This window comes from Clostridia bacterium (assembly GCA_026414765.1).
GTDB lineage: Bacteria > Bacillota > Clostridia > Acetivibrionales > DSM-27016 > SKW86.
The window spans coordinates 1-20,124 of sequence record JAOAIJ010000005.1; the positions used below are offsets into that span (position 1 = coordinate 1).

At 39.7% G+C, this 20,124-nt stretch carries 18 protein-coding genes; 5 read left to right on the forward strand and 13 right to left on the reverse strand.

Features of this window, described 5'->3' with window-relative positions:
• Positions 1–2,532 (forward strand): alpha-amylase family glycosyl hydrolase (locus N3I35_00305; protein ID MCX8128527.1); only part of this gene is annotated, 2,532 nt, incomplete at its 5' end.
• Positions 2,533–2,684: 152 nt separating this feature from the next.
• Here the strand turns inward: N3I35_00305 and N3I35_00310 are convergent.
• The 4 genes from N3I35_00310 to proS form a co-directional block, all read right to left on the reverse strand.
• Positions 2,685–2,888, reverse strand: a complete 204-nt coding sequence (locus N3I35_00310; protein MCX8128528.1) for a hypothetical protein — start codon at positions 2,886–2,888, stop codon at positions 2,685–2,687.
• Between the two features lies 1 nt (position 2,889).
• Complete coding sequence (locus N3I35_00315; GenBank protein MCX8128529.1) at positions 2,890–3,177, reverse strand: hypothetical protein; 288 nt, start codon at positions 3,175–3,177, stop codon at positions 2,890–2,892.
• 213 nt (positions 3,178–3,390) lie between these two features.
• On the reverse strand, positions 3,391–4,203 hold the full coding sequence (locus N3I35_00320) for a CAP domain-containing protein (GenBank protein ID MCX8128530.1): 813 nt from the start codon (positions 4,201–4,203) through the stop codon (positions 3,391–3,393).
• A 220-nt stretch (positions 4,204–4,423) separates the two neighbouring features.
• Positions 4,424–5,860, reverse strand: coding sequence for a proline--tRNA ligase (proS, locus tag N3I35_00325; protein MCX8128531.1), 1,437 nt, complete (start codon positions 5,858–5,860; stop codon positions 4,424–4,426).
• A 459-nt stretch (positions 5,861–6,319) separates the two neighbouring features.
• Between proS and ispF the strand changes: the two genes are divergently transcribed.
• On the forward strand, positions 6,320–6,790 hold the full coding sequence (ispF, locus tag N3I35_00330; GenBank protein ID MCX8128532.1) for a 2-C-methyl-D-erythritol 2,4-cyclodiphosphate synthase: 471 nt from the start codon (positions 6,320–6,322) through the stop codon (positions 6,788–6,790).
• 64 nt (positions 6,791–6,854) lie between these two features.
• Here ispF and N3I35_00335 read toward each other — a convergent pair whose 3' ends face one another.
• From N3I35_00335 to N3I35_00355, 5 genes are all read right to left on the reverse strand, one after another.
• Positions 6,855–8,072: an ABC transporter permease gene (locus N3I35_00335; protein ID MCX8128533.1), complete on the reverse strand. Its 1,218-nt coding sequence runs from the start codon at positions 8,070–8,072 to the stop codon at positions 6,855–6,857.
• Entirely contained in the window at positions 8,072–8,794 is a 723-nt protein-coding gene (locus N3I35_00340) for an ATP-binding cassette domain-containing protein (protein MCX8128534.1), read from the reverse strand. Before N3I35_00340 ends, N3I35_00335 begins: the two co-directional genes overlap by 1 nt.
• A gap of 87 nt (positions 8,795–8,881) precedes the next feature.
• Positions 8,882–9,595, reverse strand: a complete 714-nt coding sequence (gene ispD / locus N3I35_00345) for a 2-C-methyl-D-erythritol 4-phosphate cytidylyltransferase (GenBank protein MCX8128535.1) — start codon at positions 9,593–9,595, stop codon at positions 8,882–8,884.
• A gap of 162 nt (positions 9,596–9,757) precedes the next feature.
• Entirely contained in the window at positions 9,758–10,819 is a 1,062-nt protein-coding gene (locus N3I35_00350) for a TRAM domain-containing protein (GenBank protein ID MCX8128536.1), read from the reverse strand.
• 342 nt (positions 10,820–11,161) lie between these two features.
• Positions 11,162–11,641: a CarD family transcriptional regulator gene (locus tag N3I35_00355; GenBank protein MCX8128537.1), complete on the reverse strand. Its 480-nt coding sequence runs from the start codon at positions 11,639–11,641 to the stop codon at positions 11,162–11,164.
• A 381-nt stretch (positions 11,642–12,022) separates the two neighbouring features.
• Here N3I35_00355 and N3I35_00360 point away from each other — a divergent pair, with 381 nt between their 5' ends.
• Positions 12,023–12,418 carry a DUF1573 domain-containing protein gene (locus N3I35_00360; GenBank protein MCX8128538.1) on the forward strand — a complete coding sequence of 132 codons (396 nt, stop codon included), beginning with the start codon at positions 12,023–12,025 and terminating at the stop codon, positions 12,416–12,418.
• Positions 12,419–12,458: 40 nt separating this feature from the next.
• Here the strand turns inward: N3I35_00360 and disA are convergent, their stop codons facing one another.
• Positions 12,459–13,541, reverse strand: coding sequence for a DNA integrity scanning diadenylate cyclase DisA (gene disA / locus N3I35_00365; protein MCX8128539.1), 1,083 nt, complete (start codon positions 13,539–13,541; stop codon positions 12,459–12,461).
• Between the two features lie 196 nt (positions 13,542–13,737).
• Positions 13,738–15,099 (reverse strand): DNA repair protein RadA, encoded by a 1,362-nt coding sequence (radA, locus tag N3I35_00370; protein MCX8128540.1) that lies wholly within the window; start codon positions 15,097–15,099, stop codon positions 13,738–13,740.
• 141 nt (positions 15,100–15,240) lie between these two features.
• Here radA and N3I35_00375 point away from each other — a divergent pair, with 141 nt between their 5' ends.
• Positions 15,241–15,414, forward strand: a complete 174-nt coding sequence (locus N3I35_00375; GenBank protein ID MCX8128541.1) for a hypothetical protein — start codon at positions 15,241–15,243, stop codon at positions 15,412–15,414.
• 29 nt (positions 15,415–15,443) lie between these two features.
• Here N3I35_00375 and N3I35_00380 read toward each other — a convergent pair whose 3' ends face one another.
• A complete protein-coding gene (locus N3I35_00380; GenBank protein MCX8128542.1) occupies positions 15,444–17,378 on the reverse strand; it encodes a glycoside hydrolase family 15 protein in 1,935 nt (644 codons plus the stop codon).
• A gap of 181 nt (positions 17,379–17,559) precedes the next feature.
• Here N3I35_00380 and N3I35_00385 point away from each other — a divergent pair, with 181 nt between their 5' ends.
• A complete protein-coding gene (locus tag N3I35_00385; GenBank protein MCX8128543.1) occupies positions 17,560–18,795 on the forward strand; it encodes a glycosyltransferase in 1,236 nt (411 codons plus the stop codon).
• A gap of 39 nt (positions 18,796–18,834) precedes the next feature.
• Here N3I35_00385 and N3I35_00390 read toward each other — a convergent pair whose 3' ends face one another.
• The gene (locus N3I35_00390; GenBank protein MCX8128544.1) at positions 18,835–20,073 is read right to left on the reverse strand and encodes a glycosyltransferase; all 1,239 of its coding nucleotides are present in this window, start codon (positions 20,071–20,073) and stop codon (positions 18,835–18,837) included.
• Positions 20,074–20,124 lie beyond the last annotated feature (51 nt).

Genomic DNA, 20,124 nt, shown 5'->3' on the forward strand with positions numbered 1-20,124 from the left:
CGGCAGACAGTAGTCTTAAAAAGCACAAATACCGATGACAAAATCTACTATACAACAGACGGTTCGATACCCACTACAGCTTCGACCCTGTATACGGCACCCATAATTGTCTCAACTACGACAACAATAAAAGCACTTGGAGTAAACAGAAATAATCAAGCAGGAAATGTTTCATCATTTACATATACCATAAATCCTGATTTAGACACTGAGAAGCCCTCAATAACTGCAAGTATGCCGGTGGGACACTCGGAGAGCTCAGTAAATGTGTATTTTACAATAAAGGACAATAAATCCAAATCGACAACAGCATACTATACTGTTGACGGTACTCCTGCAACAACCTCATCACCCGTTTACGTGTCCGGGGACGCATTGGCGGGATTACCTGGCCCAGAGATCAATATATCAAGGACTACAACCTTCAATTTTCTGGTTGTAGATGGTGCCGGAAATAAAACCACTGAGAGTTTTTTCTACAACATAGGACCCATAAGTGCAAATGGGGATTTCAGAGAGGAAAGCATATACTTCCTTCTTACTGCCAGATTCTATGACGGTGACTCATCCAATAACAGATACTGCAGGTCAGATGACACAAGCGGAAACAAGGCAAATAATGACCCGCCATGGAGAGGTGACTTCAAAGGGCTTGTGGAAAAACTTGATTATATAAAAGCCCTGGGTTTTTCCGCCATCTGGATTTCTGCACCTGTTTTGAACAGAAGTGATTATGATTACCACGGATACCACGCATGGGATATGGAAAAAATTGACGGAAGGTTGACATCACCGGGTTATGACTATCAGCGACTGATAAATGAGTGCCATGCAAGAAAAATCAAATTAATTCAGGATATTGTTTTAAACCACAGTGGAAGATATGGAATCAATGACAAAGCTGAAGTCAAATACTGGGGTGATTTGAACGACCCGCAGTGGGGGAACGGAACAGCTATCGACTACTATGACGAGTACAATCCGAACTTCGAATACGATGGAGTTTCAATAGAACCAAAGTCCGGAAAAAGCTACTATAATGGCGATTTGTGGCAAAAGGAAAAGCCAGACCTGCCGTGGGAGGGTGTAGAAGAAAAACAATGGTGGCCTGGGGGCTATGGGGGCACCATACCACATGCCGGAGAGCTTGACAGGCTCTGGGGTGTAAAGAGTCCGTACAGTTCTCCGGAAGGCTATAAAATATGGCACTTCCAGTGGCCCGGAATGTATGAATCCCAGTTCTCCCTTTTAAACCCGGAATGGTATCACTGCTACTGGCTGAAGAACTGGGAGGACTATACCTGCCAGTATGGTACAATCCATGAGGATTGTCTCGACTTGAATACAGAGTCGCCCGTAGTTCAAAAATACCTGACAGATGCATACAGCAGGTATATCCAAATGGGAGTTGACGCCTTCCGTGTAGATACTGCGAAGCATATCAGCAGGAATACCTTCAACAGGCGTTTCACCCCTGCATTTCATAAAGCTGCAGCAGCAGCCGGAAATCCTAATTTCTTCATGTTTGCTGAAGTATGTGTTAGGGACCATGGCGTATGGAACAAAGGCAATGCAGCATTGTCCGTCCCATTCTATACATGGAAGGAAAGAACCACTTACAGCGCAGATGATAAGACAGCAGCGTGGGAATCCTATAATTATGAAACCAGTATTATGGGTGCTGACAAGCAGCCTGTAAGCAATAACCACCTGCTTGTTGGAAATGAATATCACAAACCTGACTACTCTCAATATTCGGGAATGAGTGTTATCGACTTCCGTATGCACTGGAACTTCCGCGACGCTTCATCTGCATTCAGTATTAGGGATGGAGACAAGTACACCAATGACGCTACATGGAGTGTAACCTATGTTGATTCCCATGACTACAGTCCAATAGAGGGCGGAAGTAACACTTACCTCAGGTATAATGCAGGAGCATCAGCTTTTGCAGAAAACTGGGACTTGATGTTTACCTGGAGGGGGATACCATGTATCTTCTACGGAAATGAAATACTTTTCAAGGAAGGCAAAGTTATCGATATGGGACCGAACATGCCTCTTGAAGATACGGGAAGAGCATATTTCGGCAAGCATTTGGAAGGAACTGTGGAAACCACTGATTTCGGTATATGGAAAAATGCTTCGGGAGAAATATCCACTACCCTGACCCACCCCCTTGCAAAGCATGTAACAAGGCTGAATCGCATAAGAAGAGCAATTCCGGCACTCCAGAAGGGTCAGTACTCTACTGAGAATGTTAGCGGGGCAATAGCATTTAAGAAGAGGTTTACGGATACGGATAAAAAGGTAGACAGCTTTGCTCTAGTTACAATATCTGGTGACTCAACCTTCAGCAGTATACCCAACGGCACATACGTGGATTCTGTAACAGGCGATAAAAAGGTAGTTACCAACAATACACTAACTGCCAGTTGTGCAGGAAAAGGCAATATGAGGATATATGTTCTTAACACTGCCAATACCCCTGCTCCCGGGAAAATAGGAGAAGACACCCAATGGCTTAAATAAACCGGTTCAAAAAAAGAAGTGTCGCAAAACTACTTTAAAGTAGTTAGCGATGCTCTTTTTATCATCAAAATCAAGCAATCCACAGCTATTCATTCTTAAATATGATTGACTGTGGATTGTTTTTAGTTTCTTGGCGCACTTTAATAAGCTCATTACCTTTCTTTTTGTGTATCATAGAACATATTCTCACGTTTGCTGATATCCTTTTTGAAGCTTTTCTTTTTCCACTGTTCAAAGGTCTGAGGCTTTATGTAGTACTTTTGCCTTCTCCCCTCCAGATATAGGTAATTCTCTTCACTTTCGTACCCTGAGTCTGCAATAATAATTTTAAAATAATCATCATATTTGGACTGCATATCATTCGGTAATGGAATCAGTATCTGTTTTTGAATAATTATTCCTGACCTCAAATAATTGGTTGTGGGTATCGTATTGCTCCTGGCGTTCCTTGTATTCCTGGAGTTTCTCCATAAACTTCTGCAACTGGGATTTACGTTTTCCAATTCTATAAAAAAATTCCACACCTGCTGTCTTCTGCACTTCTTCCAGATATCCGAGAATTTTCTTAATAGCCTCTACAACAGACCCTTTTGTGATGTTAAAGGTTACCGAATACGCAAGATTTACTCCAGCATTTATTGGCAAGACCAGTTGACAGTATTAGCCAAATCCTGTATAGTTCTTTTGTTGTGTTGTTTTTTCATCAATTAATTATACAATATACAACACTTGCGGGCCCTTTGGTCCCCGTATTTTACTATTTTGGAGCATAAAAAGGGACTGTGCAAAACTATAGTTTTGCAACAGCCCCTTTTTACTAAATCCGGCATCTAATGATATTTTGATGCCTCAGTCTTTTCAGCGTCCAATGAATTGCTGTACAAGTACTTTTCCATAGGTAGGACTTTCAACAATTCCTACTCCTGTATAATTAAAGTTTCCATTCATTATATTTTTTCTGTGTCCTTCCGATGCCATCCATTTCTTTACAGCATCCTCTATACTATCATTACCGGCAATATTCTCACCTGCATTTTTAAAGCTTACTCCAAACTGTCTCATCATATCAAATGGTGAACCATATGTAGGTGATTCATGTGCAAAATAGTTGTTATCAACCATATCCTTTGCCTTTAGCCTTGCAACCTTCATCAGCTCCATATCAAACTGAAGAGCTGCTACACCTCCATTGGCCCTCTCTTTGTTAATAAGATCAAGAAGTGTTTGCTCATCCTGAGATATTCCTGATGGCGGGGTTGTCTTGCCGGTTGACGGCGTAGTCTTGGCTCCGGTTCCTTTTGGGGTAGCTTTTGGAGTAGCCTTTTTTGTAACTGGAGTCTTCGAAGGTATATTTGCTGAATCAGCAACTTTAATGTATTTACTGTATGCAGCACCTACACAGCCTCCCGATACCTCATACAAAGCATACCAATCCCCAACCATTCCAAAGACCTTTACTTTCTGTCCCTTTTTAAGAGTGCATGTTATAGGATATTTTGTATCCGGCCCCTGTCTTACATTTAATGTTTTACCAATAACAACTCCATCTACAAAATTTGATTTCTTGAAATAAGGAGCTGCGACAGTACTCTTGGTACCAATCCCTGTAAACCCTAATACAGAAGTGAGTACGAGAGTTAATACCAGTAGCATAATTATTTTCCTCTTCATAAAATCCCTCCAAAAATATATACTTCTTACTAGAAGAAATTACGTATGCTTATAGTATTAACAAAAATATTCGAATTATTTACATAAGAGTAATATAAAAGTAAAAAAACTTCGGTTAACCGAAGTTTTTTTACTTTTATCATTTGGAGCAGCATAAATGAGGAGCTAAAGCTTGAATACACAGCAATTCTGCAGCTATCACAATCTTGCCCCATGACCATCAATACGCTTTACCCCAGTAGACCATATGTTTTGCTGCCTTCCCGCAGCACATACAATTTTCTGAAAGCTGCTCCTGTTCAAAAGGAATACACCGGGCAGTAGCAGAAGTTCTCTCTTTTACCGCATCCTCACAGGCTCTTTCCCCACACCACATTGCTTTAACAAAGCCTGGGGTTTCATTAATTGTTTTTTCAAATTCATCAAGGGTTTTTGCCGTAAATGTCTTCTTATCCCTCATTTGTCTTGCTTTTTCAAGCAATCCCCTTTGGACATCAGCAAGCAACTGCGGCAGTTTTTCTTCCAATTCGTCAATTGATACAAATATCTTTTCTCTGTTATCCCTTCTTACAAGCACAACCTGATTCTTTTCTATGTCCTTGGGCCCTATCTCCAGACGTACGGGAACACCCCTCATTTCATGCTCGCTGAATTTCCATCCAGGCATTTTATCGCTGTCGTCAACTTTTACCCTTATTTGCTTTGACAGCTTATCTTTAAGCTCATATGCCTTCTCTATGACACCTTCCTTATGTTGTTGGATCGGTATGATTACGAGCTGAATCGGCGCTATTGCCGGCGGCAGTACAAGACCACTGTCATCGCCGTGAACCATGATTACAGCACCTATTAGCCTTGTAGTCACTCCCCATGAAGTTTGATGTACATACTGGAGCTGATTATTTTTATCTGTGTATTGAATTCCGAATGCTTGCGCAAACCCATCGCCAAAATTGTGTGATGTGCCTGATTGCAGAGCTTTGCCATCATGCATAAGGCTCTCAATCGTATAGGTTGCATGTGCTCCTGCAAATTTCTCCTTCTCGGTTTTCTTTCCCTTAACAACTGGTATGGCAAGAACTTGTTCACAAAAATCTGCATACACATTCAGCATTCTAATTGTTTCTTCCTGCGCTTCCTCAGCGGCAGCATGTGCCGTATGCCCTTCCTGCCATAAGAATTCAAGTGTTCTGAGGAATGGACGTGTTGTTTTTTCCCATCTGACGACTGAACACCATTGGTTGTATAGCTTCGGCAAATCTCTATAGGAATGTATTATGTTCGCATAGTGATCACAGAATAGAGTTTCCGATGTAGGCCTTACACATAGTTTTTCGGTAAGTTCCTCCTTGCCGCCGTGTGTAACCCATGCAACTTCAGGTGCAAACCCTTCTACATGATCTTTTTCTTTTTGGAGCAGACTTTCAGGTATAAACATAGGCATATACACATTTTCATGCCCTGTTTCCTTAAATCTTCTGTCAAGGTCTTTTTGGATATTCTCCCAAATTGCATAACCATATGGACGGATTATCATACAGCCTCTTACACTTGAATAATCGACAAGATCCGCTTTTTTTATTACATCCGTATACCATTGTGCAAAATCTTCATTCATAGAGGTTATCGCCTCTACAAGTTTCTTTTCCTGTGCCATAGAAATCAACTCCTTTAAATTGAAAATCCGCCCTAAAACAAATGCTTCAGGACGGAAATATTTTCCCGCGGTACCACCTAAAATTGCCTTTCTACAAGGATAGCAAGGCCATCTTCAAAGCCTCTATCGGTGCTCAACCGGCAAGCTTTCAACCTGCATCTCAGGGGTGGGAAGAAAAGCTTTGTTTAGGAGCCTCCCAGCAAATCGGCCTCCTTCTCTTGAAACATTACCTTTCGCAGTCCCTTCATAGATATGCTCATTAAGTAAACACAACTCTTTAATTAAATATAATATACCCAGAATCTCAAGTCAATATAATCTACTAATTTAGGAGTATCTTTATTAGCATAACCCAGGTTATTTGAGGAAATATTTTCATTCTTTCTGTCAGTATGTATACTTGAGCCCTTTGTTGTATTATAATTTAAAGATAAATACAACAAAAGGAAGCGAGAAAGTATGAAAGTAGGAATAGGTCAGGACAGCCACAGATTTGATTTTTTTGATAAGAGTAAAAAGCTCATTCTCGGAGGAGTCATATTTGAGGACCACGCTCCTTTACAGGGGAACAGTGATGCTGACGTTGTACTTCATTCGATAACAAATGCCGTATCAGGAGTTACATGCGTAAATATACTGGGTAAAGTCAGTGATGATTTATGTCTGAAGCAGGGCATTACAGATAGCAGTGTGTATCTGAAGGAAGCACTGAAGTATCTTGAGGAGAGTAAGATTGTTCATGTGTCTATATCGATAGAGTGTTCAACTCCAAAGATAACACCCAGAATTCACGAGATGCGGGCAAGTATATCAAAGCTATTGGATATACCGGAAAACTGTATTGGCATTACGGCAACTACAGGAGAAGGTTTGACAGCCTTTGGACAAGGCCAGGGTATACAGGTATTCAGCTGTGTTACAGTAATATAATTAAAGGACAATTCTGTAGTTTTATCTTTCAGACTACAGAATTGTCCTTTTCTAAGCTCTTACTTCAGCTTCTGAATAAAACCTTTTCTCTCGTAAACATCCATGCTGCAAGACTAGTGGTAGCAATCATATAAACTATGGATGAACCTACTGCCAAAATCAGTTTTGAATAGATTATCACTCCCCCGAGCACCATCTTTATTGCCGATATGGTATTCAATATTGGTACAAGGAACATATACACGGGAATATCATTTGCCTGCATGAACATTGTTGTATAGGCAGGTATTAAAACTACGATTATCAACAACCCCAGATAGGTCTGAGCTTCCTTAAAGGATTTGGCATATGTACTGAGTGCTATCTGTATCCCTGTAAAAATAAACCCAAGTAAAATTGCAATACACAGTGTCAATAATACTGCAGGCACTGGCAGATCAAAGCCAGTAACATTATCCCCTACTCCCATAGTCAAAGAGTTGGGGTTCAATATGTAGCTTATTATTAGCCCTGTCAGGCTCGCTAATACAGTCATAAAAGCAAATAAGTTTACTGTAAGGAATTTACCGATAAGTATGGATATCCTTTTAGGTCTTGTTGTAAGCAAAGGCTCAAATGTATTTCTTTCTTTCTCACCGGCAATAAGGTCTGTAGCTGCGGGTATTCCTCCTGTAGCGATGAAACTGACCAGCAGCATAGGTATCAGCATGCCCAACATGGGATTGCCGCCTTTTTTGGTATCTGCTACGTTTTTATGCTCAATATTTGATGGCTGAAGGATATCGGTACTTACACCTAATGCAGAAATTCTTTCTGCGACCATTCCCATATTGAATTTTTGAATGGCCTCATTTACAATACCTACACTACCTTCTGATTTCGTCTTTGACTTATCATACATCAATCTGATGGTAAAAGGCTTTTTATCCTTTAGTTTCTGAGCATAATCCTTATCAAAATCAAGCACAACTCTGACTTTTTCATTTCTGACTGCTTCAACAGAATCCCCTATATTATCAATTAATTTTATATTAGGATATTCCTTGATTATTTTGCTTTTTACCATAGACTTGACTTCTTCCGTTCTGGAGTTCTCGGACAAACCGATTGTCACGTTCTCATTAATGTCCTTCTGGAGCTTTTCTACTCCGCCTCCGACAAGACCGTAAATTACGGGGAAAATAATGATAGGTACAACAATACTGGTAATAATAGTCTTTTTGTCTCTCGTTATATCCTTTACTTCCTTCTTGAATATAGTCCAAATATGCTTTAAGTTCATTATTTATCACCTACCAATCTAATGAAGATTTCCTCAAGATCATCATCATTGTATTTTTTCTTAAACTCATCAATTGTTCCTGTGTCCAGAAGATTTCCTTTATGAATTATGCCGATCCTGTCACATAGCTTCTCCACCTCGTTCATAGAATGGCTGGAAAATATCACAGTCTTCCCATCCTTTTTGCAATCTGCAATAAAATCATGGACATCTCTTATACTGCTTACGTCAAGTCCGGATGTAGGCTCGTCCAGAAGCATCATATCCGGGTTATGTACTATAGAACGTGCAAGAGCAACCTTTTGTTTCATACCCTTTGAAAGCTTGGAAGCTTTCCTGTCAAGGTATTCTTCCATGCCAAAAGCTTTGGCCAGGTAACTTATTCTTTTCTTAATTTCTGCCTTATTCATGTCATTCAACTCGCCGAAGTAAGCGATATTCTCTTCCGCAGTCAACCTATCATAAAGGCCGCTCTCTCCTCCGAAAAGTATACCTATATGACCCCGTACTTCTTCAGGTTTTGTTTGGATATCAAAACCGCATATTTCAGCAGTACCCTCTGTAGGCTTCAGCATAGTAGCCAGCATCCTCAAAGTAGTTGTCTTTCCTGCCCCATTTTCTCCTAAAAGTCCAAAAATTTCTCCCTTCTTGATATCGAAGGTTATTCCATTTACTGCTGTCACCTCACCAAACCTCTTGGTGAGATTCTTAACTTTAACCATTTCATTCACTCCTCCATACTCTGGAATTAATTTTATCTGTTATGCTATTTACTTTATTTTTTATACAGATGCAATCGATACCTTCCATCAAAGCCGTCCAGAATGCTCTATAATTGCATCAGCAAATGCCAAATCCTCTTTTGTGGTAATTTTTATGTTATCATATCTTCCCATCACAAGTTTGGTACACACGCCTAATCTTTCAGCAAGTATGGCATCATCTGTACCTGTGTACCCTTCCTCTTCCGCTTTCTTATGGGCTTCCATTATTATGTCGTATTTGAACGCCTGAGGTGTTTGAATGGACCACAAAACATTTCTCTCAAGGGTTTCAGCTATAAAGCCGTCCTTATCACTCTTTTTTATTGTGTCCTTGACAGGCACTGCTGCACAGGCTGCACCAAATCCCCTGGCTGCTTCTATGCATGCCATTATCGTTTCTTCTCTCACAAAGGGTCTTGCCCCATCATGTATCAATATAATATCCGATTCCCTTTTAGCTTCTTTCAAACCGTTATAGACCGAATTCTGCCTTTCGCTTCCACCTGCCACAACGGATTTTACCTTTTCAAACCCATACAGGTCTATGATACTTTTTTTGCAATACATTATATCAGCTTCATTTACCACAAGTATTATTTCGTTTACTGAATCACAATCTTCAAAAGCCTGAATCGTCCTTGCAATAACCGGTTTTCCACATACATCCACATACTGTTTGTTAATATCCATATTCATGCGTGTTCCTTTACCCGCCGCCACAATAACAACACTTACAGATATTCCAGCTCCTGTTTCCATTCTTCCTCCACACCAGGCCCTTCCGGCTGTAATCCTCAACACTATATCATTATGCGATATATCGTTAAGTGATATATCGCATAATGATATAGTACTACCACATCCTGATTTTGTCAATACAATGATTAAAACCCAATAAAAAAAGCTGTATTCATACAGCTTTTATATTACTCTCTCTATAACATTTTTGGGTTTTGCAAATATCATCCGCCCCGCAGCTGTTTGAATAACACTGGTGACCATCACACTCACCAGTTCGCCCATATACCTCTTGCCACCTTCTACTACTATCATTGTACCATCATCCAGATATCCTATTCCTTGTCCATTTTCTTTACCGTCTTTAACTATCTGAATGGACATCTCCTCTCCAGGCAGGGCAATAGGTTTCATTGCATTTGCCAGCTCATTTATGTTCAAAACCTGTACCCCATGGACATTAGCTACTTTGTTAAGATTATAATCATTGGTTATTATTGTACAACCAGTCCTTTTAGCTGCCTTAAGTAATCTATCATCTACTTCGGCTCCTGTCGCATCATCAAAGTTTTCAATTTTGACAGGAAAAGCAAGCTCTTTCTGCAAAGCATTCAACACGTCTAATCCACGTCTGCCCCGGTTTCTCTTTAATCCATCCGGCGAATCCGCAATGTGCCTTAATTCCTCCAGGACGAAGTTCGGAATAACCAGCTGTCCTTCCAGAAAGCCGCTTCTACAAATGTCAACAATCCTACCATCAATAATAACATTTGTATCGAGCATTTTTAGCTCCATAGCACCTTTCTGCGACAATCCCTTTGCCGAATCCGAAAAGGATTCATGCTTCTTGCCAAGTGCTATACCCACCCCTATACATGCAAATAAAATATTAGATATGATAGAAAGCGGTAGCCCAACAATACCTATCCTGTTAACAGGTATATTTATAAGATTAGCAACGATAAGTCCTGCGATCAGACCTGCCGAACTCACTGTAATCTCGTATATAGTCATTTTCTGCAATGTCGCTTCGATTTTGTCAAGCAGCTTCAATACTGCCGATATTATCTGATTGGCAGTAGCATAGAATAATAGTGCGCAAATCACAGACAAAATAAAGAATATACCAAATTCAATACCTGTCTGAAAAGAGATATCATTCACCATGAAGATTGTTCTCGTCAGTGTAAACCCGGTAATTGCGCCTATTAAAGCAAATGAGCCCCTTATTACATTGTTTATCACTATACCTAACTCCCCTATAGACACCTGAATATGTTTCTTTCCTATAGATAAATGGTTATATCATGCAATATACAGTTGTATACACTAAATCAACAAAAAGTGCTTGCCGCTAATGTATTAGTACCCCTATTGCAGTCACACGGTTCACAGTTAAAGTAATTTTAGCTTCAGAGTTGGTTGACTATAGTTAAGGCCCGGGAAAATATATCAGACATTTCTGCTAGAAGCTTCATGCCGGATAGTTCTCAGTCAGGCTAAAATCTATATCCTCAATTTAATAATCAAAACAAAAAAATGAAATAAATAATAAGACTAGTTTTATTCTATTTAGATATTAATCAATCATATACTAATGTGGTCATTTATTATGTTCTCAATTTCACATGGATCCACGCCTCTTGCCAGTACAAGCTCGCTTATAAGTATCTGGCGGGCACTGTTCAGCATCTTCCGTTCTCCTGTAGACAGGCCTTTTTCCTTTTCCCTAAGCATTAATGACCTGACAACATCAGCAACTTCAAAGATATTGCCACTTTTAATTTTCGTCATGTTTTCCCGATAACGCTTGTTCCAGTTCAAGTTAATACTGTTATTCTGATCTCCCAAAACTTTCAATACCTTGTCCACTTCAAGGCCGCTAATAACTTCCCTGATACCTATATCCCCGATATTATGCGTAGGAATCATTACCTTCATGTCACCCAGTGGCATTTTCATGACATAGTAATTCTGCTTCTGTCCAAGAATCTCCCTTTCTTCAATTGATTCAATAATACCCGCTCCATGCATTGGGTAAACAATCTTGTCCCCAACATTAAACATAATAAACTCCTCCGATAAATAAAACTTCCTCACAACCCCCGGAAGCCTTAAAAATCAAAAAAAGATTCAATTGAAACATTTTGTGTAATAAAATTTCCCACAATAAACAGTATACTACAAAGAAATATTATTGTCAAAACGAATTATTTTAACATGGGGTAATGGTTATGTCAACGGAAAATTTATGCCTTATTGCGGATTACAGTATGAAATGTTTACCAATTCATTTTCAATTGACAAGTAACAGACTCAGCAATTATAATGAAATTAACAATCTTAAATCCGCTTGTTACAAGCTTTATGCATTATTCAGGGGTTCTGGCGGTTTCTAAACCCTTGAAGCACAGTTTCATAAATATTACACCTAAGGAGTGAGCCATATTGAAAGACATAAAAGTGGATGAATTCCAATTTACGGCAAGTGAACTGCTTGTTAGGAATAAAAGCATTATCGATTTAATAACAAAATTTCAGGATTCCAACGCAAGAGTCAATCGCGCAGTAGTGAAATCAGTTACTCAATGTGGCTGTGTAAAGATTCATGCCAAAAAGCAGGCATTTCCCGAGGATGCTGACTTTGAAGAAGTACGTAATGCCATGAAAACGCATATAGACGGGAAGTTATGCGAAAATTGCAGGGATTTGATTGAAAAGGATATCGGTAGAAATTTATTTTACCTTGCCTCAATATGTAATACATTGGATCTGAATTTGTACGATATACTGCTCAAAGAACTGGATAGAGTAAAAATGTTGGGAAAATATAACTTAAGATAAAAACAGTACTGTGTGAAATCACACAGTATTATTTTTTGTCCTAAATATGTCTGTTATCGATAAGGAGTTGATCCTGCACTCTCCTGAGGCCTTCCTTTATCATCCTGGCTCTTACCTCTCCTATACCTTCTACATCATCAAGTTCTTCAGTTGAAGCCTTTAATATCCCCTGGAGATTATAAAATGATTCAACAAGCTTTCTTATCACCGTCATAGGTACTCTCGGAACTTTGTTCATAATCCTGAACCCTCTGGGAGATACATTGATGTCAAATGAGTTGTTTCCACCATAGTATCCTAATGCACGGCACACAAATGTAAGTTCCATCAGTTCCTCATATTTCAGTGATTTTATTTGTCTCATTACATCTTCAGCACATTTATCATCAACCGGTATCATATAATCCTCAATGACAAGAAGGCCGTCTCCTTCGATATTTGCCAGCAATTCCTCAAGCTGCATGCTTATCAGTCTTCCTTCATTGCCAAGTTCACAGATATACCTGTCAATTTCTGCAACTATTCTCATGACCATCTCTGTTCTCTGTATAACCAAGGCAACATCATCCAGGGTCACTATATCCTCAAATTCCAGTACACTCAGATTGTTCATGGCATCATCCAGTACTGCCTTATATTTCTCCAAGGTCTGCAGCGCCTGATTTGCTCTGGTCAGGATAGTCGGGGTATCTCTCAGAATATATTTTTTAGAGTCCATATAGAGAGTAATAATATTTCTCCGCTGAGAAATACATATTACAACTTCTCCCGTCTGTCTTGCTACTCTTTCAGCACTTTTATGCCTTGTACCGGTCTCTTCGGTAGGTATGGAAGGGTCAGGTATCAACAGTGCATTTGCATACAGGATTTTTTTCAAATCCTTGCTCACAATTATAGCACCGTCCATTTTTGCCAACTCATATAGCTGTGCCGGGGAGTATTCCTTATTTATAAAGAAGCCGCCGTCTACAATATTCATAACCTCCTGGGAGTCACCTATTACAATAAGGGCGCCGGTTCTTGCTCTCAGTATGTTATCCAGACCTTCTCTCAATGATGTTCCCGGAGACATCATTTTCAATATATCCAGCATTTCATTTTCCTTAAGTCTCTCTTCCCTCATAACCCCTCCGAAAATCAGCTGACAGTTGACATTTGAAAGTTACAAAACCACTAAAAACAGCTAATCACAAGAAACATATATTATTTGTCCAGGCCCTGAAATCCAAAAAATCTTGGATATAAAAGTATCTTTCATTTACACTTCTTTACCTAATTATACCCATTCATTATCTCAGCTGTAAACTGCATACTATAAACTACAATAATACCTCCAGTGCCTGCTGAACATTTTCTACTGATTTTATATTTATGCCGTTTATATCTTTCATTTGCTTGATTATTTTCATATTTCCAGCAGGGACAATACAATTTTTGAATCCTATACGGGCTGCTTCAATAATTCTCTTATCTATCTGATTCACTGCTCTCACTTCGCCCGTCAGACCCACTTCCCCTATCAGTACACTACCCTCTCTCACAGGCGTATTCCTGAAACTTGATGCTATTGCAGTAATCACACCCAGATCACAAGCCGGTTCGTCCAGTTTGAGTCCTCCCACAACATTTACATAAGCATCATAGCTGCTTAGCTGCATTCCTACCCTTTTCTCAAGTACCGCCATAAGAAGTGTAATTCTGTTATAGTCTATACCTGTCGCCATCCTTCTTGGCATCCCGAAATTGGTTGCGCAGACAAGTGCCTGTATTTCTATCAGCATAGGCCTGGTTCCTTCAACACTTGATATCACAACAGATCCCGGAACATTTTCCGGCCTTTCGGAAAGCATAATCTGTGACGGATTATCAACTTCGACCAGTCCTACATCTCTCATTTCAAATATTCCAATTTCATTAGTAGATCCGAACCTGTTCTTCACTGATCTCAATACCCTGTAGCTCAGGTGTCTGTCACCTTCAAAGTAAAGAACTGTATCCACCATATGTTCCAGTACCCTGGGACCAGCTATAGCTCCTTCTTTAGTAACATGTCCTACTATGATTATCGTAATACCACGGCTTTTTCCTATCCTCATAAGCCCTGCGGTAATATCTCTGACCTGACTTACACTCCCGGGAGCAGATGTAAGGTTTTCATTGAACATGGTCTGAATAGAGTCTATGATCACTAGACCAGGTTTTTCTGATTCTATAACTTTCTCTACAGCTCTGAAATTTGTTTCGGAAACCATAAGCAAATTGGAATTCCTTACATCAAGTCTATCGGCTCTTAACTTAATTTGCTTTATAGATTCCTCGCCTGAGATATATAATAACTTTGAATCAAGCTGAATCTTATCACAGATTTGAAGTATTAAAGTTGATTTGCCTATGCCCGGGTCTCCTCCTACAAGTATCAATGAGCCTTTTATAAGTCCGCCACCAAGCACTCTGTCCATCTCTTTTATCCCGGTGGAATAGCGCTCTTCATCCCCTACTTTGATATCATTTATACTGACCGGCTTAATATCATTGTAATGGATATGGTCTGACTTTTGCAAGTTATCCTGAAACTGCTCGACAAATGTATTCCACTGGCTACATGCCGGGCACTTCCCAAGCCATCCCATCGATTCATAACCACATTCCTGACATACAAAAATCGGTTTTAACTTTGCCATTACTTCCTCCCATTCAACTACCCTATAACTGTTCCCTCTCAAATCAATACAAGGTAAGCATGATTCCGCGTTTATCACACTTACCTGTACTTACACATACCCTATAGTATAAAGAATTATTTTCATACAGGAGCTTCCAGTATGCTGCGCTTTATTAAAAAGGTTTTTCTTTTTTTCGACCTGGTAATTAACCATGGAATAAACCCATTTACTGTCCTTAGAAACCGTAAGCCCCTAAAAGAATATACAGAAAAAAGCGGTAAAATACCCCCAACCAACTTTGATTACAATAAAAATGAGGAAAACATGAATTAGACTACTTAATCATCAGCAACCTATTACTTTTATACCTCTCCTGCATCCAGCAGTTCCATCAGGACCAAAACAAACATGGCATGTGACCATGTTAATGGAATCACCCATTCAGGTCTTCCAGTATCGCGATTTACCTGCTCCGGCAGCAGCCCCAACTCTGTCCTTGATTTTACAGCCCAGTAAAAATAACTTTTTGCTTTGGCAAAGTCCCTTCTGCTGCAGTAATATAACGCAACCCAAAGTGTAGTCAGTACCCAGGGATTACCTCCGGCATAATTGTCACTTTCATATCTTTTTATTCCACCTATGACCGGCGAAGTAAGAGCCCGTTCGATATTTTCTACAGTACAGGCGACTCTGTAATCATCGCTTTCAAATACTCCAAATGGAATAGATATGCCAAGAAGGCTTATATCAATCATTCCATCCTCTAAAGTTACATCTCTTTTATATCCTTTCGGATTAACCTCTATTACGGTCGTATCCTGTGAATACTCTCCGCCCCAGGGGTTTAGTTTAGTTCTTATGCTCCTTAGGAAACACCTTCTGTCCTCTTTCCACAGATGTTTCTCCATAGCAGCTTTCATGCCCATCCACGCTTTTTCCCAGATAGGTACCTTATCCTGCCCCCTGCCCAACACTCCTGCAATTTCAACTGCCGCCTTTATCCCACCGCATACTGCAGCAGAGGAGTATGTGTGCTCTCCGAATCTTTCCTCCCACAAGTCGTAACTTGGCTTCGGAAGACCGGTATCTTCATCAACAAAATTTACAAGGAAATCCGCAGCTTTTTCAACACTCTCCCAAACACCCTCGAGGAATTCTTTGCTTCCGGTCATCTCATAGTGCTTCAGCATTCCCCATATGATAGTACCTGTCTCGTCAATCTGAAGACCCCATGAAGGGGCAATATTTCCATCCATATGGTATCTTTGCTGCCATGAACCTTCATCATCCTGAACCTGAACTGCCCACTCATAAAATTTCTCTACTGAAGAGGTCAAACCACATTTATCCAAAGCGCCGGTAATAAACGCAGCGTCCCTTCCCCAGCAATACGCATACCTTCCACATCTGGTAAATCCCTCGTCAATTTCAGGTGCCGCAAGAAGCCCGCCTGTTTTCTTGTCCGACATAAGCTTAAACACCAGGAGAGTTCTCTTATATAGATTATTTACATCAATATCCGACGTGTGGACTTTCTGTGCTTTATTCAGAAAATCCAGCCAGTATTCCTCAGTATTCTCATATTCTTGTATTATATCTGAATTATTCATACTGTGCACTACTTTTTTAAGGTTTTTTAGTGTATCTGATGCACAGACATGGAGAGTAAATTGTCTTTTCTCCCCAGGCATTATTCTACCCAGCTTCCACGATACAGCACCGTCCGGCATCATACCTATACTATCGTTTCCGTTCAGTTCAGTATATCTTGCGCTGTCATATGCATTATTCCCCAACTGGAACTGATACGCCTTCATATTTGAAGAAATTGATATATAGTATCCGTGTCTGTAGTGTATTAAAGCATCATAGCTGAAATCAAACAGGGTATTCCTCATTTCAGGGTTTGTACTGATTCCCGAAGAGTACACTATGACCCCCAGGTCATATTCATGCTCAGAGTAATTTCCAATAGTAAGGTTTCTGATCATTACATCCTTTTCGGGCAGCACAAAGTCTGTCTGCTCAATCTTTATTCCTCTGCCGTAATCCGTACAAATTGTTTTAAGAATATTTGTGTCTTTTACATAATACTGCTCATGGTGAAAATTATCCTCATGCAGCCATAACGTACTATGTCTGTGTTCAGTAAAAAAAACACCCACAGCTAACCTGTCAATATGCTGCGGATAATCTATATTGGGCCAAAACAACCTTATTAGCTCTCCTTTATCGGTTATGCACCCAAGCATACTTGAATTGCCAACAACAGCGTTATTTATATATGGTTTTGTCATTTTGTTCCCCCGTCTAAGCGTATTACCGCCAGTCTTTAACCAAAGTTTATTATACCATATCTTATTTAGTTTTTTATTATAAATATTTTTCCTATAAAAGCACAAAATATATAGTGCGACATCATCAATTTCCCAATACCATTACCGTGTAACCAAAGCTTCACTTTTGGAGGAATATAGTATGGTTTATTACATAACGCAGGGAATACAGGTACTTATTTTTATTGCCGGATGTTACTTCTTTGGAATTTCAATGTTCGGTTGGGTTAAGAAAAGAGACAAGGGAGTAGAGGAATATACGCCAAAAAAAAGATTTGCCCTCTTGATAGCTGCTCATAACGAGGAGTTGGTAATAGGGCATATAGTGGACAGTCTTAAAAGACAAAACTATCCAAAGGAGTTATATGATATATTTGTAATAGCAGACAACTGTACCGACAAAACGGCAAAAATAGCAAAAAAGCATGGTGCCTTAGTTTTTCAAAGAGTTAATAATGAGAAACGTGGTAAAGGATATGCACTTGAGTGGATGTTCCATAAAATATTCAATATGCAGGACAAATATGATGTAGTGAGCGTATTTGACGCTGACAACCTTGTATCTTCCAATTTTCTTCTTGAGATGAACCGTCAGTTGTGCAAAGGGCATACTGTAGTCCAAGGGTATATCGACAGCAAGAATCCTTTTGACTCCTGGATAACTTGCTCCTACTCTATAGCTTTTTGGCTGGCAAACAGAATATTCCAACTACCCAGATACTATGTGGGCTTAAGCTGCGGACTATGTGGTACGGGTTTTTGCATTGATATAAATGTTTTGAAAAAAATCGGTTGGGGAGCTACATGTCTGACTGAAGATCTTGAGTTTACCATGAAGCTGGCACTAAACGGCATGAAGGTGGCATGGGCTCATAATGCTGTAGTATATGACGAAAAACCACTGACATTAAAACAATCATGGAACCAGCGCAAACGCTGGATGCAGGGTCATGCTGATTGTGCAAGCAGATTCCTGGGCCCTCTTTTTAAAAGGGCTTTCAAGGAAAATGATCTTACTGCCTTTGATTGTGCCGTATACCTTTTTCAGCCGATAAGATTCATTTTTATCGGACTTATCACCCTTATGATGTGGATACAGACAGTTTATCCTGAATCACCATTTTTCAATTTGAAGTATTTTTTCCCTGTAGAAATATGGTATATATTTGTGCTGCTTCAGTTTTTTTATGGTCCCGCCATCATACTCTCAGAAAAGAAATTTAGCCTGAAAGTACTTCTGGGATTTATAATTTACCCCTTCTATTGCTTGACCTGGGTACCTATAACCATTCAGGGCTTCCTGGCTAAAAACAACAGGGACTGGAGCCATACCGCCCATACACGGGAGATAAGCATTAATGATTTGGAAGAGGCATAAAATAAGCGGCAATCCATGATTGCCGCTTTTATAGTTCTATTAGCTTACTTTTTCAAGTGCTTCAACATCCCCCAGATCCAGAGCCCTTGTATGTAAGGTATGTACCCATTCCCTCTTGTTTCTATCGATAAAACCATGGATTATGATAGGTATCCAGGTCAAGCTGTACAGTGGAAATGTAATAAAATATCCCAGAATCTTTTTACTCATTTTACCTTCAACACATACAAAAATTATACTATAGTAGGTAAATACAAGTACCAGCAACATAAATAAAACTGTTTTTGCATTAAACTCTATCTGTGAAGGATCCAAAATCAGTGATACTATAGTGGAAACCAATCCTATACCATTTGCAACAATCACAAAAGGCTGAATAAGATACATAGCTGCATCTAATGCTACCTTGTCGCGCTTTGTAACAGCCCTGGTCAGCATGCTCTTAAGATATCTCCGGGCACAATCACAGTGTCCCTGCATCCAACGCTTCCTCTGCCTCCAGGATTGACCCATTTTCAAAGGTTTTTCATCATATATCACTGCTTCATGAGACCACGAAACCTTCATTCCTTTTAAAACGAGCTTTAATGAAAATTCCAAATCTTCTGTCAGGCAGGTAGCACCCCAGCCTATATCCTTAAGTACGTCGGTTGACATTACAAACCCTGTTCCTCCGAGCGCACAGCTAAGTCCAAGATAGTGTCTTGGCAGTTGGAACAGCCTGTTACTGGTCCAGTATGAAATCGAATAGTTGCCCGATACCCACGAATCCATTGGATTCTTGCTGTCAAGATAACCCTGAATAACCTTGTGTCCAAGCTGCAGCTGTTTGTTCATTTCAAGCAGATAATTGGGCGAAGCCAGATTATCTGCATCAAATATACATACCGCATCATACTGCTTATCCAATGCAAAAAGCTTTTTGAACATCCATTCGAGCGAGTGCCCTTTGCCCTTCTTTACTGTATCAAACCTTTCATATACCATTGCTCCATTTTTCCTTGCCACTTCAGCAGTATTATCACTACAATTATCGGCAATTACAAAAATGTCATACATGTCTTTAGGATAATTCAGCTCTTTAAGGTTGCGTACTATACTTCCTATGACTATTTCCTCATTATGTGCCGCTACAATTACGGCAAACCTGTTTACTACAGGAAATCTATCAGCAGGTATTTCCTTACGTTTGAACCATCCGAATACGGAAATAGCAAAATAGTAAATAAAAATACCCCATAACAGATACTGAAAAGTTAATATCAATATATTTAACATAACTTATAAATCCCCCAACTATGTACTACTATTCTTTTCTCTCTTGTACAT

Excerpts from the sequence above, each read along its gene's own strand:
- N3I35_00390 (MCX8128544.1), bottom strand. The coding sequence starts at position 20,073 with ATGTTAAATATATTGATATTAACTTTTCAGTATCTGTTATGGGGTATT.
- N3I35_00320 (MCX8128530.1), bottom strand. The coding sequence starts at position 4,203 with ATGAAGAGGAAAATAATTATGCTACTGGTATTAACTCTCGTACTCACT.
- N3I35_00375 (MCX8128541.1), top strand. The coding sequence starts at position 15,241 with ATGCTGCGCTTTATTAAAAAGGTTTTTCTTTTTTTCGACCTGGTAATT.
- disA (MCX8128539.1), bottom strand. The coding sequence starts at position 13,541 with ATGAGGGAAGAGAGACTTAAGGAAAATGAAATGCTGGATATATTGAAA.
- N3I35_00380 (MCX8128542.1), bottom strand. The coding sequence starts at position 17,378 with ATGACAAAACCATATATAAATAACGCTGTTGTTGGCAATTCAAGTATG.
- N3I35_00340 (MCX8128534.1), bottom strand. The coding sequence starts at position 8,794 with ATGGTTAAAGTTAAGAATCTCACCAAGAGGTTTGGTGAGGTGACAGCA.
- radA (MCX8128540.1), bottom strand. The coding sequence starts at position 15,099 with ATGGCAAAGTTAAAACCGATTTTTGTATGTCAGGAATGTGGTTATGAA.
- N3I35_00335 (MCX8128533.1), bottom strand. The coding sequence starts at position 8,072 with ATGAACTTAAAGCATATTTGGACTATATTCAAGAAGGAAGTAAAGGAT.
- N3I35_00355 (MCX8128537.1), bottom strand. The coding sequence starts at position 11,641 with ATGTTTAATGTTGGGGACAAGATTGTTTACCCAATGCATGGAGCGGGT.
- ispD (MCX8128535.1), bottom strand. The coding sequence starts at position 9,595 with ATGGAAACAGGAGCTGGAATATCTGTAAGTGTTGTTATTGTGGCGGCG.
- N3I35_00385 (MCX8128543.1), top strand. The coding sequence starts at position 17,560 with ATGGTTTATTACATAACGCAGGGAATACAGGTACTTATTTTTATTGCC.
- ispF (MCX8128532.1), top strand. The coding sequence starts at position 6,320 with ATGAAAGTAGGAATAGGTCAGGACAGCCACAGATTTGATTTTTTTGAT.
- proS (MCX8128531.1), bottom strand. The coding sequence starts at position 5,860 with ATGGCACAGGAAAAGAAACTTGTAGAGGCGATAACCTCTATGAATGAA.
- N3I35_00310 (MCX8128528.1), bottom strand. The coding sequence starts at position 2,888 with ATGCAGTCCAAATATGATGATTATTTTAAAATTATTATTGCAGACTCA.